Source organism: Aquibaculum sediminis, assembly GCF_040712085.1.
Lineage (GTDB): Bacteria > Pseudomonadota > Alphaproteobacteria > Kiloniellales > DSM-21159 > Aquibaculum > Aquibaculum sediminis.
On record NZ_JBFCVK010000008.1, the window covers coordinates 36453 to 60806 of the forward strand.

The following is a 24354-nucleotide window of genomic DNA, read 5'->3' on the forward strand; positions in this document are numbered from 1 at the left end:
GAATGCTGGTCAGCCATCTGAAGCCATGACCTCCTTCACTCGTTCCGCCAGCTGCTTCAGGCTGAAGGGCTTGGGAAGGAAGGAGATGAGCGCATCCTGGCCCAACTTGGAGCGGAAAGAATCCTCGGCATAGCCGGAGATGTAGATCACCTTCAGGTCGGGCAGGCGCTCGCGGGCATGCCCGACCAGGGTCGGCCCATCCACTCGGGGCATGACCACGTCGGTGATCAGCAGATCGAGCGGCGTTGCAGCATCGAGCCCCTCGATCACCTCCAGCGCCTGATCGCCGCTTGCCGCCTCCAGGACTTCATAGCCCTTGTTGCGCAGGGCCCGCGCCGAGAAGCTGCGCACCGCCTCTTCGTCCTCCACCAGCAGAATGCGTCCCTGCCCCGAGAGATCGCGCGCGCGCACGGTCGTCTTTTCCTCCGGCTGCGCCTCGGCCTCGTGCAGCGGCAGGTAGAGCGAGACTGTGGTGCCACGCCCCACTTCGCTGTCGATGAACACGAAGCCGTCGGTCTGCTTGATGATGCCGTAGACCGTGGAGAGGCCGAGCCCGGTGCCCTCGCCCACGTCCTTGGTGGAGAAGAAGGGCTCGAAGACCCGCTCCAGGTTCTCCGGCGCGATGCCCTGCCCGCTGTCCTCGATCTCCACCAGCACATAGCGCCCGGGCGGCACCGTGTCGCCGCCACGCTGCAGCGGCTCTTCCAGTTGCTGGTTGCCGGTGCGGATCTCCAGGCGGCCGCCCGTGCGCATGGCATCGCGCGAGTTGATGGCCAGGTTGATGATGACCTGCTCCAGCTGCCCCTGGTCAGCCTTCACCAGCCCCAGGTTGCGGCCATGCTGCATCTTGAGCTCGATGCCCTTGCCGATCAGGCGGCGCAGCAGGTGGGTGATCTCGGCGAGAATATCGGTGAGGTTCAGCACCTTCGGCTGCAGGCTTTGCTGGCGCGAGAAGGCCAGGAGCTGGCGCACCAGATTGGCAGCGCGGTTGGCATTCTGCTTGATCTGCATGATATCGGCGAAGGACTGGTCGCCCGGCCGGTGGCGCAGCAGCAGCAGATCGGCAAAACCGATCATCGCGGTCAGCAGATTGTTGAAATCGTGGGCGATGCCACCGGCGAGCTGTCCCACCGCCTGCATCTTTTGGGATTGTACGAACTGCGCCTCCAGCGCCTTCTGTTCACTGCGATCCTGCAGGTGCGCCACCAGCCCTGATGACTGGGGCAAGGCACGCAGGCTGACGGAACAGATCGTGTCCGGCGCGTGGCGCATCGCCATTTCCAGGCCCGGCTGGGCCTGCGGATCCTTCGCCACCGCATCCAGCATGTCGGCAAGCTGGCCGGCGCGGGCTTGCTCGATCAGCACTGCCAGGGTGCTGCCGATGGCCTGGTCCGCCGACACACCGGCCAGGCGCAGGAAGGTGGCGTTGCACTGGGCGATCACCCCTTGCCCATCGAGCTGCGCCACGCCCACCGGCAACTCGTCCAGCAGATGCTTCAACGGCGCCGCTGCACCGGACTCGCTTTCAACCTCTTGCGACGGCGTTGGCCGGAGGCTCCAGACGCGTGCCCCGCGTGGGTCATCGAGAGGCCTCACACGGACCTGCCACGGCGCGCCATCTCGCAAGGTCAGCACCGCGTCCTGCGACTCGCCGGCCTCCGCCGCCTCGCGCAAGACGACAAGCGCCTCCTGCGCGCCGGCATCGCCGGCCTGGGCGGCCAGCCAACCGGGAAGCGATTCCTTGCAGGGCGAATCGGGGCTGACCCAGAGCACCTGCCCCTGCCCGCCGATCACCTGGTGGCTCCAGCCATCGACGCCCAGTACCGCGTGGAGCAGTTCGCTTTCGGCTGCGCGATGAGCGGCACCCGTGCCGCCCAGCAGCGCACTCAATCGTCCCCCGAACAGGCCCCCGGCTTCGGGCACGCCTCACCCCTTCCCTCGGACAATGGATTTCATTCGTCCCTGCTTGCGCGTGACAACCTAGCATGGGCGGGCCCCACCACATAGACCGCGCGTGGGACCGCGCGAAGGACAGCTATACGGCGCGCGCAAACGCGCAAAGAAGTGTCGCGGCCATTACAGCCGACCCGCAGGAGGCTCGCGATAAGTGGCGCCAACACAGTCTCGTTTGCCGGAGTCGCCGCGCCCATGTCCCGTACCGTCGTTTCCTCTGCCCGCAAGACCGTCATCATCGGCTTCGATCAGCCCTTCTGCATCATCGGCGAGCGCATCAATCCCACCGGGCGCAAGAAGCTGGCTGCGGAAATGGCGGCTGGGGACTTTTCCACGGTGGAGCGCGATGCCCTCGCCCAGGTCGAAGCCGGCGCGCGCATGCTGGACGTGAATGCGGGCATCCCCCTGGCAGACGAACCGGCGATCCTGGCCGAGACGGTCAAGCTGGTGCAGTCGCTCACCGACGTGCCGCTTTCCATCGATTCCTCCATCGTCGCCGCCCTGGAAGCCGGCCTGTCGGTCTATCAGGGCAAGGCCTTGGTCAACTCGGTGACCGGCGAGGAGGAGCGCCTGGAGGTTGTCCTGCCGCTGGTGGCCAAGCATGGGGCCGCCGTGGTGGCGATCTCCAACGACGAGACCGGCATTTCCGAGGACCCGGATGTGCGCTTCGCCGTAGCAAAGAAGATCGTCGAGCGGGCGCAGGATTTCGGCATCGCCAAGGAGGATGTCGTGGTCGACCCGCTGGTCATGCCCATCGGCGCCATGGGCACGGCCGGGCGGCAGGTCTTTTCCCTGGTGCGGCGCCTGCGCGATGAGCTGGGCGTGAACACGACCTGCGGCGCCTCCAACATCTCCTTCGGCGTGCCGAATCGCCACGACCTCAATGCCGCCTTCCTGGCCATGGCGGCCGGGGCCGGCATGACCTCGGCGATCATGAATCCGCTCCACCCGCAAGAGATGGTGGGCGTGATGGCCGCCGACGTGCTGAACGGTGTCGACACGAACTGTAGCCGCTGGATCCGGAAGTTCCGAGAGCCCGCGTCGGGAGATACGGAGTCTGGCGCACGTGAAGGTCGGGGGGAGCGCCGGCGGCGACGGGCAGCGGGCTGAGCGGCCCGCGGAGGTGATCGTGAGCGAAGCTGACAAGGACGCCCTGGTCGTCTTCACACCTTCGGGCAAGCGCGGCCGCTTTCCCCTGGGCACCCCGCTGCTGAAATGCGCCCGGCAACTGGGTGTCGACATCGACTCCGTCTGTGGCGGCCGGGGCCTCTGCGGCCGCTGCCAGGTGCAGATCGGCGAAGGCGATTTCGCCAAGCACGCTATCTCCAGTCGCGCGGGCAACGCCAGTGCCTGGAACGAGTCCGAAGCCCGCTACCATGCCCGCAAGGGGATCAAGCCGGGCCGCCGCCTGTCCTGCCAGGTACAGCTCCTGGGCGACCTGCTCGTCGACGTGCCGGCCGACAGCCAGGTGCACAAGCAGGTCGTTCGCAAGCGCGCCGAGGTGCGCAACATCGAGCTCGACCCGGCCATCCGCCTCCACTACGTCGAGGTGGAGCAGCCGGACATGCACAATCCCACAGGCGACCTGGAGCGCCTGCTGCAGGCCCTGGAACGGCAGTGGGGCGTGACGGGCATCAACATCCAGGGCCTCAACGTCGACCTGCGGGTGCTGCAGGGTCTGCAGCAGGCGCTGCGCGAGGCCGACTGGAAGGTCACGGTGGCGGTGCACCGCGGCCAGGTGCTCACCACGATCTGGCCCGGTTTCCGCGACAAGGCCTATGGCGTGGCCATCGACATCGGCTCCACCACCGTCGCCGCCCATCTCTGCGACCTGGCGAGTGGCGAGGTCCTGGCTTCCAGCGGCATCATGAATCCGCAGATCCGCTTCGGCGAGGACCTGATGAGCCGGGTTTCCTACGTCATGATGAACCCCGGCGGCGACAAGGAGATGACCCAGGCACTGCGCGAGGGTCTGAACCGCCTGATCGCCGAGGTCTGCGGCGAAGCGGGAATCGCGCCCACCGACATCCTCAACGCCACCTTCGTCGGCAATCCCATCATGCACCACCTGCTGCTGGGTATTGATCCGACCGAACTGGGCGGTGCGCCCTTCGCGCTCACCTTCAACTCCGGCATCACGCTCTGGGCCGAGCAGCTCGACCTGCAGCTCGCGCCGGACGCGCGGGTCTATGTGCTGCCCTGCATCGCCGGGCATGTGGGCGCCGATGCCGCCGGCGTCATCCTCTCCGAGCAGCCGCACCTGCGTGACGAGGTGAGCCTGGTGGTCGATGTGGGCACCAACGCCGAGATCATACTGGGCAATCGCCACCGCCTGCTGGCCTGCTCCTCGCCCACCGGACCGGCATTCGAGGGCGCGCAGATCTCCAGCGGACAGCGCGCCGCGCCGGGCGCCATCGAGCGGGTGCGCATCGATCCGGTGACCCTGGAGCCCCGCTTCAAGGTGATCGGCAGCGATCTCTGGTCGGACGATGCGGGCTTCGCAAAGTCGATCAAGCGCATCGGCATCACCGGCATCTGCGGTTCGGGCATCATCGAGGTGCTGGCCGAGCTCTTCCTGGCCGGCGTCATCCTCTCCGACGGCACGATCGACGGCGCCGCCGCGGCGCGCAACCCGCGGATCCAGCTCGAAGGGCGCACCTATGCCTACCTGCTGCATGAGCCCGGACATCCGGAAGAGCCGCGTATCGTCATCACCCAGACCGACGTCCGCGCCATCCAGCTCGCCAAGGCCGCGCTCTATGCCGGCATCCAGCTCTTGATGGATCGCTTCGGCGTAGAGAAAGTGGACCGCATTCAGCTCGCCGGCGCCTTCGGCAGCCACATCGACGTGAAGTACGCCATGGCCCTGGGCATGCTGCCGGACTGCAATCTGGAGCAGGTGAGTTCCGCCGGCAACGCCGCCGGCACCGGGGCGCGCATCGCACTGCTGAACCAGCGAGCTCGCGACGAGATCGAGCAGGTGGTCAAGCGCGTGGAGAAGGTCGAAACCGCGGTGGAGCCCCGCTTCCAGGAGCACTTCGTAGCCGCCATGGCGATCCCCCACCGCAACGCGCCCTACCCCGAACTGGGCAAGGTGCTGCCCCTGCCGGCCCCGCGCTATCCAGAGCCGGCCGGCGAAGGCGAGGGCCGCAGGCGGCGCCGGCGCGTGGCCGTCTGACGCTAACCTTGCGCCTCGCAACGCGCGGCAATCACGCGATAGAGCGCCCTGAGCGCGAAATCGGCGCCGCCCTTGGGCCTCCCTGGCTTGTCACTAGGGTTCCAGCCGAAGAGGTCCAGATGAACCCAGGGGATGCCCGGCGAAACGAAGCGCTCCAGGAAGAGCGCGGCCGTAATGGCGCCGGCAAAGGGCCCGCTTGAGACGTTGTTGAGATCGGCCACCTTCGAGTCCAGCCAGGCGGCATAGGGCTTGTGGAGCGGCAGGCGCCATAGCGGATCGGCCTCCGCCTCGCCGGCCTGCAGCAGTTCGGCGGACAGGGCCTCATCGTTGCAGAAGAGCGCGGGCAAGTCGGGACCAAGCGCCACCCGCGCCGCACCGGTGAGCGTCGCCATGTCGACCAGCAGATCAGGCGCCTCCTCGCTGGCCTCGGCCAGGGCGTCGCACAGAATGAGCCGGCCCTCGGCGTCGGTGTTGCCCACCTCGACGCTCAGCCCCTTGCGGGTCTCCAGCACATCCATCGGCCGAAAGGAATCGCTCGACACGGCATTCTCCACCGCCGGGACCAGCACGCGCAGCTGAAGGGGCAGCTCGGCCGCCATGATCATCTGCGCCAGCCCCAGGGCGTGGGCCGCGCCGCCCATGTCCTTCTTCATCAGCAGCATGCCGCTGGAGGGCTTGAGATCCAGGCCGCCGGTGTCGAAGCAGACCCCCTTGCCCACCAGGGTGACTTTCGGTCCCTCGGTGCCCCAGCGCAGGTCGATGAGCCGCGGCGCACGCGCCGCGCTCGCCGCACGGCCCACCGCATGCACCGCCGGCCAGTTCTCCTCCAGCAGTGCATCGCCGACGATGACCCGGCAGGTGGCCTCGTAGCGCCTTGCCAAGCCCTGCGCCGCCTCGGCCAATTCCGCCGGGCCCAGGTCCCCGGCCGGGGTGTTGATGAGGTCGCGCACCAGGTAGGTCGCTTCCGCCGCCCGCGCCACTGCCTCCCGATCGGCGCCCTCCGGCCAGAGCAGGCGCGGCCGCTCGTTGTCGACCCTGCGATAGCGGGTGAAGGCATAGCCCCCCAGCGCCCAGCCCAGGGCGGCCCCGGTGGCTGTCGCAGCAGGCAGGGGCGCGGCCAGTGTGTAGTCCCCCGCCGGCAGGCTGGCCGCCAGCGCCGACCAGGAGTCCAGGTCCTCCAGCGACTCGACCGCCGCAAGCAGGGTGCCGGGTGTGCCGTCATTTTCGGGCAGCAACGTCCAGCGGCCGCGTTTCGCCTGGAAGCCCGAAGCCTCCAGCCAGGCCCGCTGTGCCGGCGTGCCGGCCTCCAGGAAGCGCTCCCGGCCCTCCGCCGTGACGATCTGCAGCCGACGCAAGATAAGGCTCTCGCCGGGTGCGGAATCAAGCAGCGCGGTGAGCGCGCGGGTCTCGGTCATGGTTTCTCTCCGAAGCGACTTGTGGCGTTGATAGAAACTCCTGCTGTATGAAGTCTTCCGATACGAGCGACAAGGCTTCGCACAAGGGAAAGAACATGACCGCAAACGGCATGACACTGGTGATCGCCAACAAGAACTATTCCTCCTGGTCCATGCGCGCGGGCCTGGCGGTTGCGCTGACGCCGGCGGAGGTGCGCGAGGTGGTGGTGCCGCTGGACGAGCCGGAAACCCGCGCCGCCATCCTGGCCTACTCCCCGAGTGGCCGGGTGCCCGCCCTGGTGGACGGCAGCGTGACCGTCTGGGACAGCCTGGCGATCTGCGAGTATCTCTCCGAGCGCTTTCCGGAAGCCGGCCTCTGGCCCGAAGACGCCCAGGCCCGGGCGGCGGCCCGCGCCGTGTCCGCGGAGATGCACAGCGGCTTCGAAGCCTTGCGCGCAGAATGCTCCATGGACCTGCGCCGGCGCGGCCGCACACCGCGGGGCACGGCCTGGCGCCCCGATGCGGAGCGCATCGTCGCACTCTGGGAAGACTGCCTGGCGCGCTTCGGCGGCGGTGAGGGTTTCCTCTTCGGGCGGCCCGGCATCGCCGACTGCTTCTACGCCCCGGTGGTCAGCCGCTTTATCACCTACGACCTGCCGCTCAGCAGCGCTGCGGCCGACTACGTCCGCCGCATCCAGGACTGGCCACCCTACCGTGCCTGGGCCGAAGCCGCCGCCGAGGAGCCCTGGGACCTCGGCGACGACCATTGAGGTGAGACGGGGTGCTCAGGCCTCGGCCATCCGGGCACTGTTGAGTTCGCAGGAATTGGCGATATCCGAGACGGTCGCACGCTGCATGTCGCGGCGCCAGCGCAGATCGTCGAACTCGGTTCCCCGGTGCATGGTGCAGCGGTTGTCCCACATTACCAGATCGTTCTGACGCCAACGATGGGTGTAGACGAACTGCCGCTGGGTCGCGTGCGCCATCAGCTCGTCGAGCAGCGCTTTGCCCTCGGCCTCGGGCAGCCCGACGATGCCCCCGATATGAGACGCGAGATAGAGTGACCTGCGGCCGCTTTCCGGGATGGTCCGCACCAGGACTTGATGGACGGTCGGCATGCCCGCCTTCTCCTCCTCGGAGAAGTTGGTGAAGCCCAGCTTCGCCCGTGAGTTCATGATGGAGTGTTCGGCGATTAGGTCGTCGATGCGCTGTTTGGTGGCCTCGGGAAGCGCGTCATAGGCTGCGCGCTCATCGGCGAACTGCGTATGCCCACCGATCGGCGCCACCTCCCGCCCATAAAGCAGGGACGCGCGCGCCGGAAGGTGGCGAAAGGAGCTGTCCGTGTGCCAAAGGCGATTTCCCAGCTGGAACATGCGCATCCGGCTATTCTTGTCCCAGACTTCATCCTCTCCGTTGAGATTGGAGACGTCGGAAAACTCCATGCCCAGGCGCAGCTTCTTCTCGCTGCTGTAGACGGGAATCGCCGTCTCGAGCGGGCCGATGTGGCGCGCGAACTCCAGGTGCTGCTCGTGAGTCAATTCCTGGGCCGGGAATATCAGGACCGCATACTGCCAGAAGGCCTGCTTGATCTCCTCGACCACCTCCGGCGCCAATGGCTGCGAAAGATCCACGTCCCCAATCTCGGCAGCGAAATCGGGGGTTACAGGATAAATGCTGATGCTCAAGTGGACGCCCTTCCCTGGTGGTTTGGTCTTGCCTGGAATACCGATCAGTAGGCTAGAGTGCCACCGAGTATAGCGTCAAGGCATGATGGCCCGCCGCACTCACAGCAAAGCGCGTTCCGCCTCTGGCAAAAGCGAACGAAATCGCCTATAGCTGCGCAACACCATTGGATCCAGACCGGATTGACGCATCGAATTTGATGCCATCCGGTCCTGGGGCGCCGGCTTAGCTCAGCTGGTAGAGCAACCGCCTTGTAAGCGGTAGGTCGCGGGTTCGACTCCTGCAGCCGGCACCATCATTCCCATGTTCATTCCCCCGTCCTCGCAAGTGACCGCCTCTTTCCCCCGTCATTGCGAGCGACCCCTCCTCCCCCGTGATGCGAACGACCTCTTCTCCACCGTCATTGCGAGCGACCAGCGGGAGCGCGGCAATCCAGGGCCACAGGCAAACCGCCCTGGATTGCCGCGTCGGCCTAACGGCCTCCTCGCAATGACGGGGTTGGGAGTGTGTCGGCTCCGCGTCCTCGTGATGGCGGCGGTGAGAGCGTGCCGGCTGCGCGCCCCTGGCAATGACGGGAGTGAGAGCGTGCCGGCTTCGCCTCCTTGCAAGGACGGACTGAGCCAAGACGCAAGGAACGTCTTTGCCAACCCACAACGCGAAAGGGGCGCCCGAGGGCGCCCCTTTTTTTTGCGCTGCCGAAGCAGTGCGATCGGCGATGCGATCAGAAGTTCATCTGCACACCGAAGAGACCAGCAACGGCATTGCCGTCATAGTTGCTGTTGCCGCTCTTGAAGTCGCCATACTGGACAGAACCGACCAGGTTCACACCCGGGGCAAAGGCATACCGCGCCCCAAAGTCGTAAACATAGGTGCGTGGGTTGTTGTTCTGACCAATGCCACCGATGACGGGATTAAGGACAGGGTTATTCTGATTAGAACCCTTCATCCACGCTGCACCGAACGACGGACCAAAGGTGAAGCGGTCAACGGTGTAGGTCAAACCAGCAGTAACCTGGTGGGTCTTAATGCCGGACATACCCATGTTGTTCCAGTTATAGGCAACACCGGCGTCCAGTCCACCAAAGCCCACGTTAGCACCAAGACCATAGGTCCAAGCCCGCTTGTCATTCAGGCCGACACCCTGGATGAGGTTCTTCGCACCCTGATTCCAAGTACCAGTCTCAAAACCGGCAGACAAACCAACGCTGAACTGGTCAAAGCTCTGCTGATAGTTCGCACTCAGACCGAAGAGATTCTGCAGATCGCTGCCCAGGCTCGCCGTGGCGGTGGCATTCTGCGCAGAGAGATTACCGATGAAGCGGTTGTTCATGTTTTCACGGTTACGCTGATCCGGCGCAAAGGTGAAACCGGCCTGGAAGCCTGCAAACCGCGGCGACATGTAGGTGAAGTTCATGGAACGGTTGATGTAGTAGGTCGGCGTTGCGATCCCACGCATATTGTTGGTCGCAGCCATACCCTGGGAGTGGCCGGTATCATCAATGCCCCAGCCGGCAGTCGGCGGAGACACATGCATCAGGTACGGCGCAGAGTACATGGTGCCGAAGTTCACGCGACCGAAACCGCCGTCAGCATAGACATAGGCGCGGTTGTTGGACATGCCGCCGGTGCCGCCACCCATCGCTTCGTACTGGGTGTGGAAACCAATGGTCATGCCGTTATCCAGGGTCTGGGAACCCTGAATGGTGTAACGAGCACGCTGCTGGAAATCGTATGCGCGGATCTGCTGTTCCTTGACCTGGCCAGCGGGATTGAGCCGCGGCGGCCCATCGTTATCACGAACAACGGCGAGCGCGTTGTAGAAGCCGCCGATCTGGAGCTGGAAGCCCTCGGCTTCCTGGGCCTGGACCGGGCTGCCGGCGACGGCAACGCCCCCGACCACGGCCGCGGCGGTTGCCGCGAGAAGCATCTTCTTCATGTCTTGTGGTCCCCTTGAAAGAGTTCTGTAGAACGGACGCGAACTGGCCTGCGCTCCGTCGAGAGTTCCCTTACCCCTCCGCGGGAGCCGCGGTCAATTGGATCACGACCCGGATCGTTGCCAAAATGCCGGACTGTTGCATTCCAGTCACAGAAACCGGCCACAGGGGGCTTTTTGGGCAGCCTTGGCTACCGTCGGCGCCCGCGACCGGCGCCACTCCGGCGCGCCTTCGCCCGGCCCAGGGCCATGGCAATGGCTGGGATGAAAACCAACAGTGTGAGTGCGATGCCACGGGCGAAGCGCCGGTCCTCGGACCAGTCGATCACCCCGAGCGACATCCCTGCAATGAGGCCCAGCACCAGCAGCGCCGCCACGACCATCAGCAAGAGTCGCACACGCGCCACTCTGCGCAGGAAGCTACTCATGGTGTGGCGAAGTGGTTTGCCCGGGTCTCACTGGCGCTCTTTCCCTCGTCATTGCGAGCGAGCGAAGCGAGCGCGGCAATCCAGGGCCAGGAGCGGCCGCCCTGGATTGCTGCGTCGGCCCGTCGGGCTCCTCGCGATGATGCGGGTGTGGGGCGTGGTGCATCCCCCCTCACTCCTCACGTGTGGCCATGCCGGTGTGGCAGGCGACGGCGGCCTGGAGGAGGGGAACGGCCAGCGCGGCGCCGAGGCCATCGCCGCTGGCGAGATCGAGGTCGAGCAGCGGGCGGCGATCGAGGTTACGGGCCAGGCGTTCGGCCGCTGGGTCACTGGCAAGCTGGGCCAGGTGGCAGTGGTCCAGCAACGCCGGGTCCCGGGCGTGCAGCACGGCCGCAGCGGCGAGTGCAGGAAAGCCGTCGAGGAGTACCGGGGTGCGCGCCAGCCGGCAGGCCAGGATCGCGCCGACGATGGCGGCGGTCTCCAGCCCGCCGAAGCAGCGCAGCACCTCCAGCGGATCGTCCAGCGCCGCGCGGTTGGCTGCCAGGCCTTCGGCAAGCCAGGCGCCGGCCTCTGCCGGCGCGCCTGCGGGCAGCCAATCGCCGGCCTCGCCGCCGAACAACGCGAGGCAGAGCGCCGCGGCCGAGAGGTCGCTGCCCTGCGCGATCGCCCCCAGCCCCATGACGTCGAAGCCCTGCTCCACCGCCATCATGCCGTAGGAAAGCGCGCGCGCACAGTCGGCTTCGCTCAGCGCCGGACCGCGGGTGAAATCGGCGCTGGGCTGGTCCACGGCCATCTCATAGACGCGCAGATCGCTGTCCCAGGTGGCGGCCACCTGGTTGATCGCCGCGCCGCCGCTGACGGTCGCCTGCACCCGCCGGGCGGTCTCGGCAAGATCGGCGCCCGTGCGTTCGGCGATGCCGTGATTGGCCGCAAAGAGGGCAACGCGCGGGCGCTCCAGGCGCGGGCCGGCGTTCTGCCAGGCCGCAAGCCAGAGCGCGAGCTCGCCCAGGCGCCCGAGACCGCCCGGCGGCAGAGCCAGCGCAGACTGGCGTGCCTGGGCTGCGGCCGTGGCCGCCTCGTCGGGACCCGGTAGCTCGCGCAGCAACGCGCGAATCTCATCGAGGCGGGGTTCGTCCTGGGCCATGAAAGGCGGCTCCTCGTCGTCATATCAGTAAGGGTCTGGCGGGTTAGGCTCTAGCGGGGTCTGGCGCCGATGCTCCTACAGACCGGCCGCCATTTCCAGGGCGCCTTGCTGCAGGCGCGCTGCCTGTCTATGAGGGACAACAGAGTGGGAAAGGAAGGCAGCGTCGGCGCAAATCTTCGCTTGGCATAGTGTCGCAGCCACCTTTCCGCCACGAAACGCGGCTTGAATGCCCTGCCACATCCCGGCGAATCGATTCGCAACGAGGAAACAGCCATGCACAGTTCCATCCTCCGCCCGGCCCTGCCCCGCCTGCTCATGCTGCTGCTAGCGGCGTTGATGCTCCTGGGGCTGCAGCAACCGGCCGCGGCCGACGACCGCGACGACGCCGCCGACCTGGTGGAGCGCTCGCGGCTGACCCTGACCTCCCTGCTGCGCGACCCGCAGTATGAGCAGCTCCAGCCCTATCTGGAAGCGGCCAGCGGCGTCATCATCTTTCCGCAGCTCGTGCGCGGCGGCTTCATCATCGGGGCCGAGGGGGGCAGTGGCGTGCTGCTGGCCCGTGGCGCCGACAATGTCTGGGGCCCGCCCGCCTTCGTACGCCTGACCGCCGGCTCCATCGGACTGCAGATCGGCGGGCAGGTCTCGGAGACCGTGCTGGTGATCATGAATGACGGGGCCCTGGACGCCGTGCTGGCGCGCAAATTCAGTTTCGGCGGCGACCTCTCCATCGCCGTCGGCCCGGTGGGCCAGGGCGTGCGCGCCAGCTCGACCGCCAATTTCGGCGGTGACATCGTCGCCTTTTCCCGCAACCAGGGGCTCTTCGGCGGCGGCTCGCTGGAAGGCGCGGCACTGACCCCGCGCAATGCGCTCAATGCCGCCTACTACGATGCGCCCGACGCCACCTCCTTCGAGATCACGGTGGAGCGGCGTTATCGCAACCCGCAGGCCGAACCGCTGATCGAAGTGCTGCCATAGACCGGATCGCATTCAATCTGAACCACAAGGTTTCAGATTGAACGCGTGAATCCGGTCTATTGCCAAAGAGATAGTGCAGATTCACGCGTTCAACTTGGATCGCAAAGCGATCCCAATCAAACGCGATCTGCACTAAGCGAGTTCAACCGGCCAGCAACAGGCGCAGGAGCAGCAGACAAAGCAGCGCGCCGCCGTGCAGCAGGCAGGCCTGGGTGAAAAGCGACAGGCCTGCCGGCAGGGCAGCGGTCGCCGGCAGGGCCTGCGCCAGGGCGGCCAGGATGGTCTCCGGCCGCCGGCCCCAGGGCCGGCGCAGCGCGCTCTCGTCTCCACTGCGCCAGGCCGGCAAGAGACGCAGAGCCAGGGCCAGCAGCAGCCCCGCCAACCGACTCGGCAGCCATTCCACCGCCCGCGCCAGGCGCAGCGCCGCTTCGCCGAACGCGCCCGCCTCCGGCGCCCGCCCCGGCTCGTAGAGCGCGACACCGCCATAGAGGCGGGCGAGCAGCAGGCTGACCTGCTGCACCGCCAGCCCGCCGGGGCCGAGCAGGACGTACCAGAGGACCGGAGAGATGAGGCTGTCCGCCAGGCGCCGACCCAGGGCCGTCAGGGCAGCCGGCAGCACGGCAGGCGCATCGAGACGCTCGGCTTGCAGGGGTGTGATGTCTCCGGCTGCAAGCCGCAGCAGCGACGCACGCGCCGTCTGCAGATCGCCACGCCCCAGTGCCGCGGTCACCGCAGCCGCCTCCTGCCAGGTGCGACGCTGGCGCAGCAGCAGGATCAGAAGCAGCAGTTCCAGGGACCAGGCGAAGGGGTAGAAGCGCGTGAACAGCGCCAGGAGCCACCCGGCCGTACCGGCCGCTACCAGTAGAAAGATCGTGACGAGCCAGCCGCGCAGCCGACGCGCGGCCAGCGAACGCTCCGGCCGATTCAGCCGCCGTTCCAGGGCGCGGGCCAGCCGTACGACCGCAGCGCGCGGGCGCGAGAGCAGCCCGCCGAACCAGCCGAGACGCCCCAGGTACACCTCCAGGGCCAGGGCGGCGAGCAGAAGAAAGAGCGGATCGGCGTAGCCATAGGCGCCGGGCATGAGAGGCCCCCGAAGCGGAAAAGGGCCGACAGAATGGCGACCTGCCCCCCTGCGCCGCAAGGCCGCAGCCGCGCCCGGTGGCACTGACGGTCCGCTTGGGTTAGATCAGAGCCCGAGGAGAAGGAATCATCGATGCAAAATCCCCTGTTCCGACGCGCGATCATCATCCTGCTGGCCGGGCTCGTCCTGCTGGGCGCCGCCTTGGCGGGCGCACTTTGGTTGCGCCAGTCCCCGGAACACCGCGACGGCATGATGGGCGAGGCCGCCATCGGCGGCTCCTTCGAACTGGTGGATCAGAACGGCGCGCCCTTCACCGAGCAGGACCTGGAAGGGCACTATTCCCTGGTCTTCTTCGGCTACACCTACTGCCCCGACTTCTGCCCGCAGACGCTGCTGACGGTGACCGAGGCGCTGGACCAGCTGGCCGAAGACGCACCGGAAAAGGCCGATGCGGTCGTGCCGATCTTCATCACCGTGGACCCGGAGCGCGACACGGTGGAGGCCATGAACGCCTATTCCCAGCACTTCCACGAAAGCCTGGTCGCGCTCACGGGCTCAGAAGAGCAGATCGCGGAAACCGCGCGCGCCTATCGCGTCTTCTACCGGAAGGTCGAGGAGGAGTCCTACAGCGACTACCTGATGGACCACTCGACCTTCGTGTTCCTGATGGGCCCCGACGGCAAGTACATCACCCACTACACCCACGGCACGGCCCCGGAAGAAATCGCCACCGCACTGGACGAGCGGGTCGCCGGATAGGTTCGGCTCCCCCGAAAGACTGGCCCGAAAGCCTGGATCAGCGGGCGAAGACGCGCGCTGGGTCCTTGAAGGCCTTGAACTCGAGCGCGTTGCCGCTGGGGTCGGTGAAGAACATCGTCGCCTGTTCGCCCACCTGGCCCTTGAAGCGGACGTGCGGCTCGATGATGAAGGCCGTGTCCGCCGCCTTCAGGCGCTCGGCCAGGGCGTGCCAGGCGTCCCACTCCAGGATCGCACCGAAGTGGCGCACCGGCACCTGGTCGCCGTCGACCTCGTTGGTCTGGGCGCGGGCCACTTCGTCGGGGCGCAGATGGGCCGAGATCTGGTGACCGAAGAAATCGAAGTCGATCCAGCGTTCCGCCTCGCGCCCCAGCCCGCAGCCCAGGACATCGAGATAGAAACGCCGGGTCGCCTCGAGATCGGCGACCGGGAAGGCCATGTGGAAGGGAGGCATCGTGGTGGCGGATGCGGTGCTGTCAGACATGGGAGAAGTCCTCGTCGGAAGAAGTTATGCCGCTGAAAGTCGGTTGGCCGGGGCGAAGGGTCAAGTCCGCGCCGGTCATGCCTGCCGGGCGTCGGCCACACGCCGGCGCGACTCGGCCCGGCGGACCGCACGCCCGCGCGGCGTGATCCGCCGACGCGCAAGCGCGTCCGCAGCGTCGGGCGGCGTTTCCAGGGCCTCCAGCAGCCGCTGACGCAGGCGCTTCAGCTTGGCTTCGTCCTCGATCTTTGAACCGAGCACGTCGTGCACATAGAAGCTGTCCACCGCCCGCTCGCCGAAGGTGGTGATCTTGGCGCTGTCGATGATGAGGTTCTGGCGCGTGAGCACCTGGGTGACGCTGTAGAGCAGGCCCGGCCGGTCCCGGCCGTTGACTTCCACCACGGTGTGGCGCCGGCTGGCCTTGTTGTCGATCAGGACCCGCGGCGAGACCTTGAAGACATCCAGGCGCGAGGGGATGGGCGAGGCCATCTTGCGCAGTTCCTGCGCCGGCTTGAGGCTGCCGGTCAAGGTGCGGGCCACGGTCTCGCGCAGGCGCTTGAGCCGCTGCGGGTCGCGCAAGGGGCCGCCGGCAGCGTCGTGGACATAGAAGATGTCGAGCGCCATGCCGTTGGACAGGGTGATGATGCGCGCGCCCTCGACACTGGTGCCGGCCACCGCCAGCGCGCCGGCCATGCGGCTGAACAGGCCAGCATGGTCCGGGGTGTAGATCGTGACCTCGGTGACGCCGCGGTAGCTGTCGACACGGGTGTCGACGGTCAGGCTGCGCCCGGCCGCTTCCGACTCACGCACCAGCTCCGCATGGCGCACGTGTGTCTCCAGGTCGAGCGAGAGCCAGTAGTTGGGATAGCCGCGGGCCAGATGCTGCGTCACCGCCTCGACCGGCCAGTGGCTCAGCCGCTCGGTCAGCGCCTGCTTGGCCTGTTCGACCCGGCGGTCGCGGCCCTCGGTCACCAGCCCGCCGGTCAGCACCTCCTCGGTGCGCCAGTAGAGTTCGCGCAGCAACGCCGCCTTCCAGGCCGACCAGGTGCGCGGACCCACGGCGCGGATATCGACCACGGTCAACACCAGCAGCAGGCGCAGCCGCTCCACAGACTGCACCAGTTCGGCAAAGTCCTGGATGGTCTGCGGATCCTCGATGTCACGCTTGAAGGCAGTGTCGCTCATGCGCAGGTGCTGCAGCACCAGCCAGGCAACCGTCTCGGTCTCCTCCTCGCTGAAGCCGAAGCGCGGGCAGAGCTTGTGCGCGATCTTGGCCCCCTCGACGCTGTGGTCGCCGCGCCGGCCCTTGGCGATGTCGTGCAGCAGCACCGCCATGTAGAGCACCCGGCGCGAGAGCACCTTGCCCACCACCTCGGAGGCGATGGGCAGCTCGTCGGCCAGACGACCCTGCTCGATGTCATAGAGGATGCCGAGCGCGAAGATCGTATGCTCGTCTACCGTGTAATGGTGGTACATGTTGAACTGCATCTGGCTGACCACGCGTCCGAACTCGGGCACGAAGCGCCCAAAGACGCCCGCCTCGTTCATTCGCCGCAGGGCCGGCTCCGGATCGTCGCGCCCGGCCAGGATGTCGAGAAAGACGGCGTTGGCCTTGGGGTCAGCGCGCAGCGCCTTGTCCACCAGTCGCAGTGAACGCGTGATCCAGCGCAGGGTCTGGGGATGGATGTCCAACTCGCGCTGCTGCGCCACGCGGAAGATGCGCAGCAGTTCCAGCGGCTTGGCCTGAAAAGCCTCCGGCCCCTTGACCGAGAGACGATCGCCGTCGAGACGGAATCCTGAGACCTGTCGTCGGTACCCGTTGCCGGAAAACAGCCGGAAACGCGAGCGGCGCGCGTGCTCGGCCTCGAGCTGGGCGCAGAAGATGCGGGTGAGCGCGCCCACCTCCTTGGCCATCAGGAAGTAGTGCTTCATGAAGCGCTCGACCGCCGAGGCGCCGCCGTGGTCGGTGTAGCCCATGAGCGGGGCGATTTGCTGCTGCAGATCGAAGGTCAGCCGCTCCTCCGCCCGCCCGGTCAGGTAGTGCAGCTGACAGCGCAGGGTCCAGAAGAAGTCGAGCGCCTTGGCGAAGCGCCGCACCTCCGCCTTGGAGAACACGCCCAGGGCCACCAGGCGAGAGACTTCGTCGACGCCATAGACGAACTTCGCCAGCCAGAAGAGCGTGTGCAGGTCGCGCAAGCCCCCCTTGCTCTCCTTGATGTTGGGCTCCAGCACGTAGCGCGAGCCTTCGCCGTGGCGCTGATGCCGCCGGTCGCGCTCGGCCAGCTTGTCCTCGATGAAGGTGGCGGAGCGGCCCTCGCGCACCTCGCTGCCATAACGCTGGCGCAGTTCGAGAAAGAGCTTCTGCTCACCCCAGAGATAGCGGCTTTCCAGGAGGCTGGTGGCGATGGTGGTGTCGGCCCGGGCCTGGCGCAGGCACTCGTCGATCGAGCGCGTGGCGTGGCCGACCTTGAAGCCCAGATCCCAGAGAAAATAGAGCGTGGCCTCGACCACCTGCTCGCTGCGCGGCGCCGGCTTGTAGCTGTGCAGGAAGAGGATATCGATGTCCGAATAGGGCGCCAGCTCACCGCGGCCATAGCCCCCCACCGCCACCAGGGCCAGTCGCTCGGCCATGGAAGGATTGTGCAGGGGGAAGAGATCCTTGGTCACATGGTCGTAGACCAGGCGCAGCAGCTGGTCGGCAAGAAAACAAAGCGACTGCGCCGTAGCCCGGCCGCTGGCCCCGCCTTCGAAGCGGCGCTGGATCTCGGCGCGGCCCTGTGCCTGGCTTTCCTTCAGGACTTCCAGAATCTCTGCGCGGGCCCGCTGCGGGCTCGAGGAGCGCAGGAAGGCGCGGGCAAGCTTCTCCTGCACCTGGCCACGGTCAATGATCGCTCTTCGCCGGAGAACGGCGTCTTTCGGCTTTGCCTGCTGCACACTGCTCATGCGGGAAAGATCGGCGCTGTCAGTCGATGCCGCAAGGGCGGCGTTCGCGCAGACCGCTTCAACGCAGGATGAAGCGTCGCTGCCCCTGCTCCGCCCAAGCGGCCGAGTCCACCTCCCGGTCAAGATGGAACAGGCGCCGCTCCCCGGCCTCGGCAGGATGGGTAATGGAAAGTTTCAGGCGCGCCGGCCCCACCTCCTCCGCCGGCAGGCTCAACTCGAAGGCAATCGGTGGCTGCCCCGCTTCCGGCAGGAGCGTCTCGGCCAGCAGTCGTTCCCCCTCGGCCGCGAAAAGCCGAGCCGAGAAGCTGGCGTCGCGCGGCAGCATCATGCGCTGGCGATAGCTGGCAAGGCCCTCAAGCTGCACCCTTTCCTCCCTCCCGGCCGCACCCGAGCGCGCGGTCGCGCAGCCGACCAGGAATGGCATACCGGCGAGCAGTGCCAGAGCCTTGCGCCGCTGCCGGAATGCCATGGCTACCTCCTAGAAATTGATCCGCAGCTTCGCAAGACCGATGCCTTCGCGGCCGGCGTCGCGTTGGTGGCCCGGTTGCCGCCGCAGCATCACCGCACCGGATAGGTCGATGGCCTCGTTCAGCGCGAAACCATAGGAGGCCTCCAGCGAGACCTCGCGGCCACTGGGCGTGAGGTTGAGGTTCATGCTGCGATGGCGCAAGCGCAGGTCGGTGGTGCGCCCCACCGGCAGGTCCATGCGCGCCGAGCCGCTGCGCACCCGCAAGGGCTGGTTCAGGGTGAGCGCAAAGCGATCACGCGCGTCGAACAGCTCCTGTCCCTGCAGGCCAATGCTGTAGGACTCGCTGGCGATGGTGGAGACATCGCTGAACAGCGAGGTCGAGGAGGTGCGGGCCTGGGTCCAGCCCCAGTAGGCGCTGCCCACCAGGCTGACGTTCTTGAAGCCGAGGCGATCCAGCGCCAGCGAGCCAGACAGGCCGGTGAACCAGGTCGGCGTGTCACCCTTGGTTTCGAACGCGCCGCTGGTCTTGGCCCCCAGGATGGTGCCGCTTTCGTTGAGCAGCCCGCCGGTCAGCGCAAGGCTGCCAAACTCGCCGGCCTTGCCGAAGGGCAGGCTCACCTCGGCGGCGGCACCCCAGACCCGATCCTCGTTGCGGTCTTCCTGGCGCCAGTTCCAGGTGTCGCGATGGAGGCCTTCGAAGACGCCGAGACGCAGGGCGCCCATGCTGCCGCTGCCCAGTTCGATGGCGCCGCCGTGCCCGCGGCTGACAAAGCCGAGATAGGGATTGGTGAAGGCCTCGCGCCCCAGCACCATCTCCTCCTGTACGCGCTCCTCCGCCTGCAGGCCGAAGCTGCGCATGGGGCTGCGGTTGCTCCAGCCACTGATGCTGACACTTTCGCTCAATGGCAGGGTGATCAGCGCCTCGGCCTCCAGGGCCGGCACCGAACGTGAAATGGGCGTGAGGCTCGCCTGGGGCTGGGGCCGGAAGGCAACCTCGAGCGCGGCACCACCGCCGAGCGCGATAGAGTGCCGCTCGGGCTTGCGCGCAAAGGCACTCAGAAGATCGCGCGCCTCGGTCACCTGGGTGTTTACCTGGACCATGGACTCGACCGGCAGGTTGAAGCCGCCACCCAGCCGGTCGAAGGTCATGATGTCGAGGTTCGCCAGCGAACGGGCTAGGCCGTCACCGAAGGCAGGTCCCAGGCGCACGCGGCTGGCCGCGATATCGAAGCGCTTCGCCGTCTGCAAATCGCCGCCGACATAGACCAAGGGCGGGCCGCCGATCGGCTGCATGGCTGCGGCAAGGTTCATGAAGCCATGGCCGTAGATACTGGAATGGGCGTGGGTCACGCCATTGCCGAAGTCCGACTCTCCGACCTCACCGGGTCCCTCGTCCAGGATCACCTCGCGCTCGCCGAGACGGCCCACCAGCTTGCCGTCACGCCGCCGTAAGTCCCCCCAATCCCCAAAGTTCTCCGCCGTCGCCAGAAGCCGCGTCGTCAGTTGCTCGGGCGTGTGATCGGGAAAAGCCTGGGCCAGCACCGCCACCGCGCCCGAAACCTGCGGCGCCGCCATCGAGGTGCCGATATAGGGCTCGTAGTCATCGGTCGGAACCGCCCCCAGCACCTCCGTGCCATCGTGCGAGATGCAGTAGGCCGCAGTTTGCGCACAAGGCCCGGACTCGCGCTTTGCGTTCAGCGCACTCCCCCGGCGGTTACCGGGATCGGCATAGGTGAAGTCGACATTGGTGACGGAGATCCACGCGCCTTGCAGCTCTGGAAAGACGTCCGGCAAGGCGGAGGGGAGTCCGGCGAAGGTCAGCGGAATATGGTTCGAGTTGGCGAAAACCACCACGCCTGTTTTCTGGAAAGCCCTCAGGGCCTGGACATAGTCTTTCCATTCCTGGGCGGTGCCGGTCCACTCGGATCCCATTTCGTCAACTTCCGCCAGGGCGCCGTAGAAGACATTGGTCGTTTCGTAGGGATCCCCGCGCAGGGCCTCCCGGTCGATCCCCAGCTTGTCGAGACGGGCCTGGAGGTCGGCGCGCAGGTCCGGGGCCAGATCATCGATAGCATCGGGGTTCGCGATAACCCGGTTGATGTCTTCGCTGCGCACACGCTCCCGGCCGGCACCCTCGAGACCCCACGAGTTGTTCTGGACGATCGCCCCTGCGCGTCGAGCGTCATCGACGCTTTGAACGGTATGGCGAAGGTTGGTCGGATCCTCCTCCGTGCTCCATGACGCCAGATGCAAACGCGCATCGAAGGCGAGCCCGAAGCTGCCCTGTCCATTACGGGCACCGGCAGCGAGGCTGGCGACGTGGGTGCCATGCGCACAGTCGCCGTCATCCGGCTTGCAGAATGGCATGCGCTCGCGCTGGTAAACGCCGTCGATCTTCGTCGCGATCTCGGGGTGATCGAGCTGGTAGCCGCCGTCCAGGATCGCGATGGTCTGGCCCTTGCCCGTGGCACCGTATCCGTAGGCGACCGGTGCGTTCACGAGGAGATAGGGATTGAAGCCGACCTGGTCGGACAGATGCGCCCGTTCCTCGCTCAGGCGCATCATCTCGCTATGGTGCAACCCGCCCGGAAGATAGGCCGACATTTGGCTGCGGTTGAAGGCGAGGTGGGTGGCGCCGCGGTTCCAGCTCTCGCCTGAGCTCCCGCCTCCGTCATGGGTCAGCGCCAGCGCCGCCCCGCCCGCGCCCAGCACCGCACCAAACGGCAGCAGCGCCTCGAGCAGCGGTGGGGCACCAGCCGATGCGGACCGCAGTTCGGAATCAAGCTGCTCCCGGTCAAGGACAGGCTCTTCTGGCGCCGGCTCCTGGCCTGCCGCTCCCGGCGCGCCTCCCAGGCCGAGCAGGATGGGCATGCCGGCCAGCAATGCCAATGCCTTGCGCCGCTCCCGGAATGCCATGGCTACCTCCTAGAAATTGATCCGCAGCTTCGCAAGACCGATGCCTTCGCGGCCGGCGTCGCGCTGATGCCCCGGTTGCCGGCGCAGCATCACCGCACCGGACAGGTCGATGGCCTCGTTCAGCGCGAAACCATAGGAGGCCTCCAGCGAGACCTCGCGGCCACTGGGCGTGAGGTTGAGGTTCATGCTGCGATGGCGCAAGCGCAGGTCGGTGGTGCGCCCCACCGGCAGATCCATTCGTGCCGAGCCGCTGCGCACCCGCAAGGGCTGGTTCAGGGTGAGCGCAAAGCGATCGCGCGCGTCGAACAGCTCCTGTCCCTGCAGGCCGATGCTGTAGGACTCGCTGGCGATGGTGGAGACATCGCCGAACAGTGAGGTCGAGGAGGTGCGGGCCTGGGTCCAGCCCCAGTAGGCGCTGCCCACCAGGCTGACGTTCTTGAAGCCGAGGCGATCCAGCGCCAGCGAGCCGGACAGGCCGGTGAACCAGGTCGGCGTGTCACCCTTGGTTTCGAACGCGCCGCTGGTCTTGGCCCCCAGAATGGTGCCGCTTTCGTTGAGCAGCCCGCCGGTCAGCGCAAGGCTGCCAAACTCGCCGGCCTTGCCGAAGGGCAGGCTCACCTCGGCGGCGGCACCCCAGACCCGATCCTCGTTGCGGTCTTCCTGGCGCCAGTTCCAGGTGTCGCGGTGCAAGCCCTCGAAGATGCCCAGGCGCAGGGCGCCGGTGTCTCCGCTACCCAGTTCGACGGCGCCACCGTGCCCGCGGCTGACGAAGCCGAGGAAGGGATTGGTGAAGGCCTCGCGCCCCAAAACCATCTCCTCCTGTACGCGCTCCTCCGCCTGCAGGCCGAAGCTGCGCATGGGACTGCGATTGCTCCAGCCGCTAATGCTGACACTTTCGCTCAGCGGCAGGGTGATCAGCGCCTCGGCCTCCAGGGCTGGCACTGAACGTGAAATGGGGGTGAGGCTCGCCTGGGGCTGGGGCCGGAAGGCAACCTCGAGCGCGGCACCACCGCCAAGCGCGATAGAGTGCCGCTCGGGCTTGCGCGCAAAGGCACTCAGAAGATCGCGCGCCTCGGTCACCTGGGTGTTTACCTGGACCATGGACTCGACCGGCAGGTTGAAGCCGCCGCCCAGCCGGTCGAAGGTCATGATGTCGAGGTTCGCCAGCGAACGGGCCAGGCCGTCACCGAAGGCAGGTCCCAGGCGCACGCGGCTGGCCGCGATATCGAAGCGCTTCGCCGTCTGCAGATCACCGCCGACATAGACCAAGGGCGGGCCGCCGATCGGCTGCATGGCCGCCGCAAGGTCCATGAAGCCATGGCCGTAAACGCTGGAGTGGGCGTGGGTCACGCCCTCGGCAAACTCACTCTCCCCGATCTCGCCGGGGCCTTCTGCCAGAATGATCTCCCTGTCGCCGATGCGCCCCACCAGCGTGCCGCCACGTCGCTTCAGCTCTTCCCAGTCGCCGAAGTTCTCGGCCGACGCAAACAGCCGTGCGGCCAGTTGGGCCGGTGTATGGTCCGGGAAGGCCTGGGCCAGAATGGCGACGGCGCCGGAGACCTGGGGCGTTGCCATGGAGGTGCCGGTGAAGGAGGCGTAGTCATCCACGGGAACGGAGCTCAGGACCTCCGTGCCATCGTGCGAAATGCAGTAGGCAGCCGTCTCAGCGCAAGGCGCCGACCAGCGCGCGGCACGCAGGGCGCTGCCGCTGCGGTCGTCCGGATCGTCGTAGGTGAAATCCACATTGGCGACGGTGATCCAGGCCTCCTTCAGCTCGGGAAAGACCTCGGGCAAGGCTGCACTGGAGTCGGCAAAGGGAAGAGCGGCGTTGTTGGAAAGGGCGAAGACCACCACTCCCTTCTTCTGGAAGGCATCCAGGGCCGAGACATAGGCGGACCAATCCTCCGGGAGCCAATCGGCAACGCCTTCGAAGGTTTCGGCATCATCGGCCAGAACGAGCGACTGCACGAAAACCGTGAAGGCGGCGGCCGGATCGCCGCGCAACTCCTCTCGATCGACTTCAATATTCCTCAGGAACGCATTGATATCCCGCCGAACATCAGGCGCCAGTTCGTCGATTGCATCCGGGTCCGCCACCACACGATTGACGTCCTGGGTGCGCACGCGCTCCATACCCTGGCCTTCGAAGCCCCAGGAGTTGCTCTGCACCGCCGCTCCCGCGTGTCGGGCCGCATCCGTCGCCTTGGCCCAATGCGCCGGAGAGAAACCCAGATCACCGACGAAGTCCTCGTTGCTGCCGAGATGAAGGCGGGCATCGAAGGCCATGCCGAAGCTGCCGCGGCCGTTGCGTGCGCCGGCGGCCAGACCTGCAACATGCGTGCCATGCTCTTCCACCGGCAGGGCATCACGCTGGTAGACGCTCTCGATCTTCGAGGCGATTTCCGGATGGTCGAGCTGGAAACCGTCGTCGAGGACGGCGATGGTTTGGCCCTTGCCGGTCGCGCCATAACCGTAGGCTTCCGGTGCATTGACCAGTTCATAGGGGTTGAAGCCGACGAGATCGTCTCTGCGCGTCTCGCTCAGTGCCATCATCTCATCGCGATAAAAACCGCCGGGACGGAACTCTGCCGTCTTGCCCGCGTCATAGGGCAGTCTCGTGGCCGAGCGCGCCCAGCGCGGTGCCCGCTCCCCGCCATCATCTCCGCCGGTCGCGAGCAGCACCGCCGAGCCGCCGAGGGCCAAACCCAGTCCGACCGGCACCAGCACCTCGGCATTGAAGGCGCCGGCTTCTTCCGGTGCCGAGGCCTCGCTTGCAGGTGTCTCGCTTTCCGGCTCCAGCTCCGCCGCGCCATCCTGTGCCCAGGCCGCAGCCGCCTGCAGCCAGACGAATGTCAGCGCGCCGGTAATGCAGACGCTCCGCGCCAGACCGGACCGCAAGCCGGTCCACCCCTTCTTCTCCACCGCCCCGTTCCCCCAAAATATGGATTCGCGTCACCAGATTAGTCGAGATTGCCGGAAAGTGGAGATCAATAATCAGCAGTCGGCGGCGCCGAGATATCTGC

At 66.8% G+C, this 24354-nt stretch carries 17 protein-coding genes and 1 tRNA gene; 6 read left to right on the forward strand and 12 right to left on the reverse strand.

The genetic code is table 11. The features are described from left to right. Positions 1-9: 9 nt before the first annotated feature. On the reverse strand, positions 10-1923 hold the full coding sequence (locus ABZ720_RS13460; protein WP_366556048.1) for an ATP-binding protein: 1914 nt from the start codon (positions 1921-1923) through the stop codon (positions 10-12). A gap of 225 nt (positions 1924-2148) precedes the next feature. Here ABZ720_RS13460 and ABZ720_RS13465 point away from each other — a divergent pair, with 225 nt between their 5' ends. After that, positions 2149-3063: a dihydropteroate synthase gene (locus ABZ720_RS13465; protein WP_366556049.1), complete on the forward strand. Its 915-nt coding sequence runs from the start codon at positions 2149-2151 to the stop codon at positions 3061-3063. A gap of 19 nt (positions 3064-3082) precedes the next feature. Further along, positions 3083-5131: an ASKHA domain-containing protein gene (locus ABZ720_RS13470; RefSeq protein ID WP_366556050.1), complete on the forward strand. Its 2049-nt coding sequence runs from the start codon at positions 3083-3085 to the stop codon at positions 5129-5131. A 2-nt stretch (positions 5132-5133) separates the two neighbouring features. Here ABZ720_RS13470 and ABZ720_RS13475 read toward each other — a convergent pair whose 3' ends face one another. Then, on the reverse strand, positions 5134-6546 hold the full coding sequence (locus tag ABZ720_RS13475; protein ID WP_366556051.1) for a leucyl aminopeptidase family protein: 1413 nt from the start codon (positions 6544-6546) through the stop codon (positions 5134-5136). A gap of 95 nt (positions 6547-6641) precedes the next feature. Here ABZ720_RS13475 and ABZ720_RS13480 point away from each other — a divergent pair, with 95 nt between their 5' ends. Next, positions 6642-7295 (forward strand): glutathione S-transferase N-terminal domain-containing protein, encoded by a 654-nt coding sequence (locus ABZ720_RS13480; protein ID WP_366556052.1) that lies wholly within the window; start codon positions 6642-6644, stop codon positions 7293-7295. Positions 7296-7310: 15 nt separating this feature from the next. Here the strand turns inward: ABZ720_RS13480 and ABZ720_RS13485 are convergent, their stop codons facing one another. Continuing rightward, positions 7311-8210, reverse strand: a complete 900-nt coding sequence (locus ABZ720_RS13485) for a TauD/TfdA dioxygenase family protein (protein ID WP_366556053.1) — start codon at positions 8208-8210, stop codon at positions 7311-7313. 217 nt (positions 8211-8427) lie between these two features. Between ABZ720_RS13485 and ABZ720_RS13490 the strand changes: the two genes are divergently transcribed. Further along, a tRNA-Thr gene (locus ABZ720_RS13490) sits at positions 8428-8503 on the forward strand. A 426-nt stretch (positions 8504-8929) separates the two neighbouring features. On the opposite strand, the gene ABZ720_RS13495 is transcribed toward ABZ720_RS13490, so the two are convergent. The 3 genes from ABZ720_RS13495 to ABZ720_RS13505 all read right to left on the reverse strand — a co-directional run bounded on the left by ABZ720_RS13495 (position 8930) and on the right by ABZ720_RS13505 (position 11710). After that, positions 8930-10144: a porin gene (locus ABZ720_RS13495; protein ID WP_366556054.1), complete on the reverse strand. Its 1215-nt coding sequence runs from the start codon at positions 10142-10144 to the stop codon at positions 8930-8932. 188 nt (positions 10145-10332) lie between these two features. Next, positions 10333-10539, reverse strand: a complete 207-nt coding sequence (locus ABZ720_RS13500; protein ID WP_366556055.1) for a hypothetical protein — start codon at positions 10537-10539, stop codon at positions 10333-10335. 199 nt (positions 10540-10738) lie between these two features. Further along, positions 10739-11710: a nicotinate-nucleotide--dimethylbenzimidazole phosphoribosyltransferase gene (locus tag ABZ720_RS13505; RefSeq protein WP_366556056.1), complete on the reverse strand. Its 972-nt coding sequence runs from the start codon at positions 11708-11710 to the stop codon at positions 10739-10741. Positions 11711-11983: 273 nt separating this feature from the next. Here ABZ720_RS13505 and ABZ720_RS13510 point away from each other — a divergent pair, with 273 nt between their 5' ends. Next, positions 11984-12685, forward strand: coding sequence for a lipid-binding SYLF domain-containing protein (locus ABZ720_RS13510; protein ID WP_366556057.1), 702 nt, complete (start codon positions 11984-11986; stop codon positions 12683-12685). A gap of 142 nt (positions 12686-12827) precedes the next feature. On the opposite strand, the gene ABZ720_RS13515 is transcribed toward ABZ720_RS13510, so the two are convergent. After that, positions 12828-13766: a cobalamin biosynthesis protein gene (locus ABZ720_RS13515; RefSeq protein ID WP_366556058.1), complete on the reverse strand. Its 939-nt coding sequence runs from the start codon at positions 13764-13766 to the stop codon at positions 12828-12830. A gap of 132 nt (positions 13767-13898) precedes the next feature. Here ABZ720_RS13515 and ABZ720_RS13520 point away from each other — a divergent pair, with 132 nt between their 5' ends. Continuing rightward, positions 13899-14525, forward strand: coding sequence for an SCO family protein (locus ABZ720_RS13520; protein WP_366556059.1), 627 nt, complete (start codon positions 13899-13901; stop codon positions 14523-14525). Between the two features lie 37 nt (positions 14526-14562). On the opposite strand, the gene ABZ720_RS13525 is transcribed toward ABZ720_RS13520, so the two are convergent. The 5 genes from ABZ720_RS13525 to ABZ720_RS13545 form a co-directional block, all read right to left on the reverse strand. Beyond that, the gene (locus ABZ720_RS13525) at positions 14563-15006 is read right to left on the reverse strand and encodes a VOC family protein (protein ID WP_366556060.1); all 444 of its coding nucleotides are present in this window, start codon (positions 15004-15006) and stop codon (positions 14563-14565) included. A 75-nt stretch (positions 15007-15081) separates the two neighbouring features. Further along, positions 15082-17946 (reverse strand): [protein-PII] uridylyltransferase, encoded by a 2865-nt coding sequence (locus ABZ720_RS13530; protein ID WP_366556061.1) that lies wholly within the window; start codon positions 17944-17946, stop codon positions 15082-15084. A gap of 58 nt (positions 17947-18004) precedes the next feature. Further along, positions 18005-18415, reverse strand: coding sequence for a YbaY family lipoprotein (locus tag ABZ720_RS13535; RefSeq protein ID WP_366556062.1), 411 nt, complete (start codon positions 18413-18415; stop codon positions 18005-18007). Positions 18416-18424: 9 nt separating this feature from the next. Beyond that, positions 18425-21331 carry a S8 family serine peptidase gene (locus tag ABZ720_RS13540; RefSeq protein WP_366556063.1) on the reverse strand — a complete coding sequence of 969 codons (2907 nt, stop codon included), beginning with the start codon at positions 21329-21331 and terminating at the stop codon, positions 18425-18427. Between the two features lie 9 nt (positions 21332-21340). Next, complete coding sequence (locus ABZ720_RS13545) at positions 21341-24253, reverse strand: S8 family serine peptidase (protein ID WP_366556064.1); 2913 nt, start codon at positions 24251-24253, stop codon at positions 21341-21343. Positions 24254-24354 lie beyond the last annotated feature (101 nt).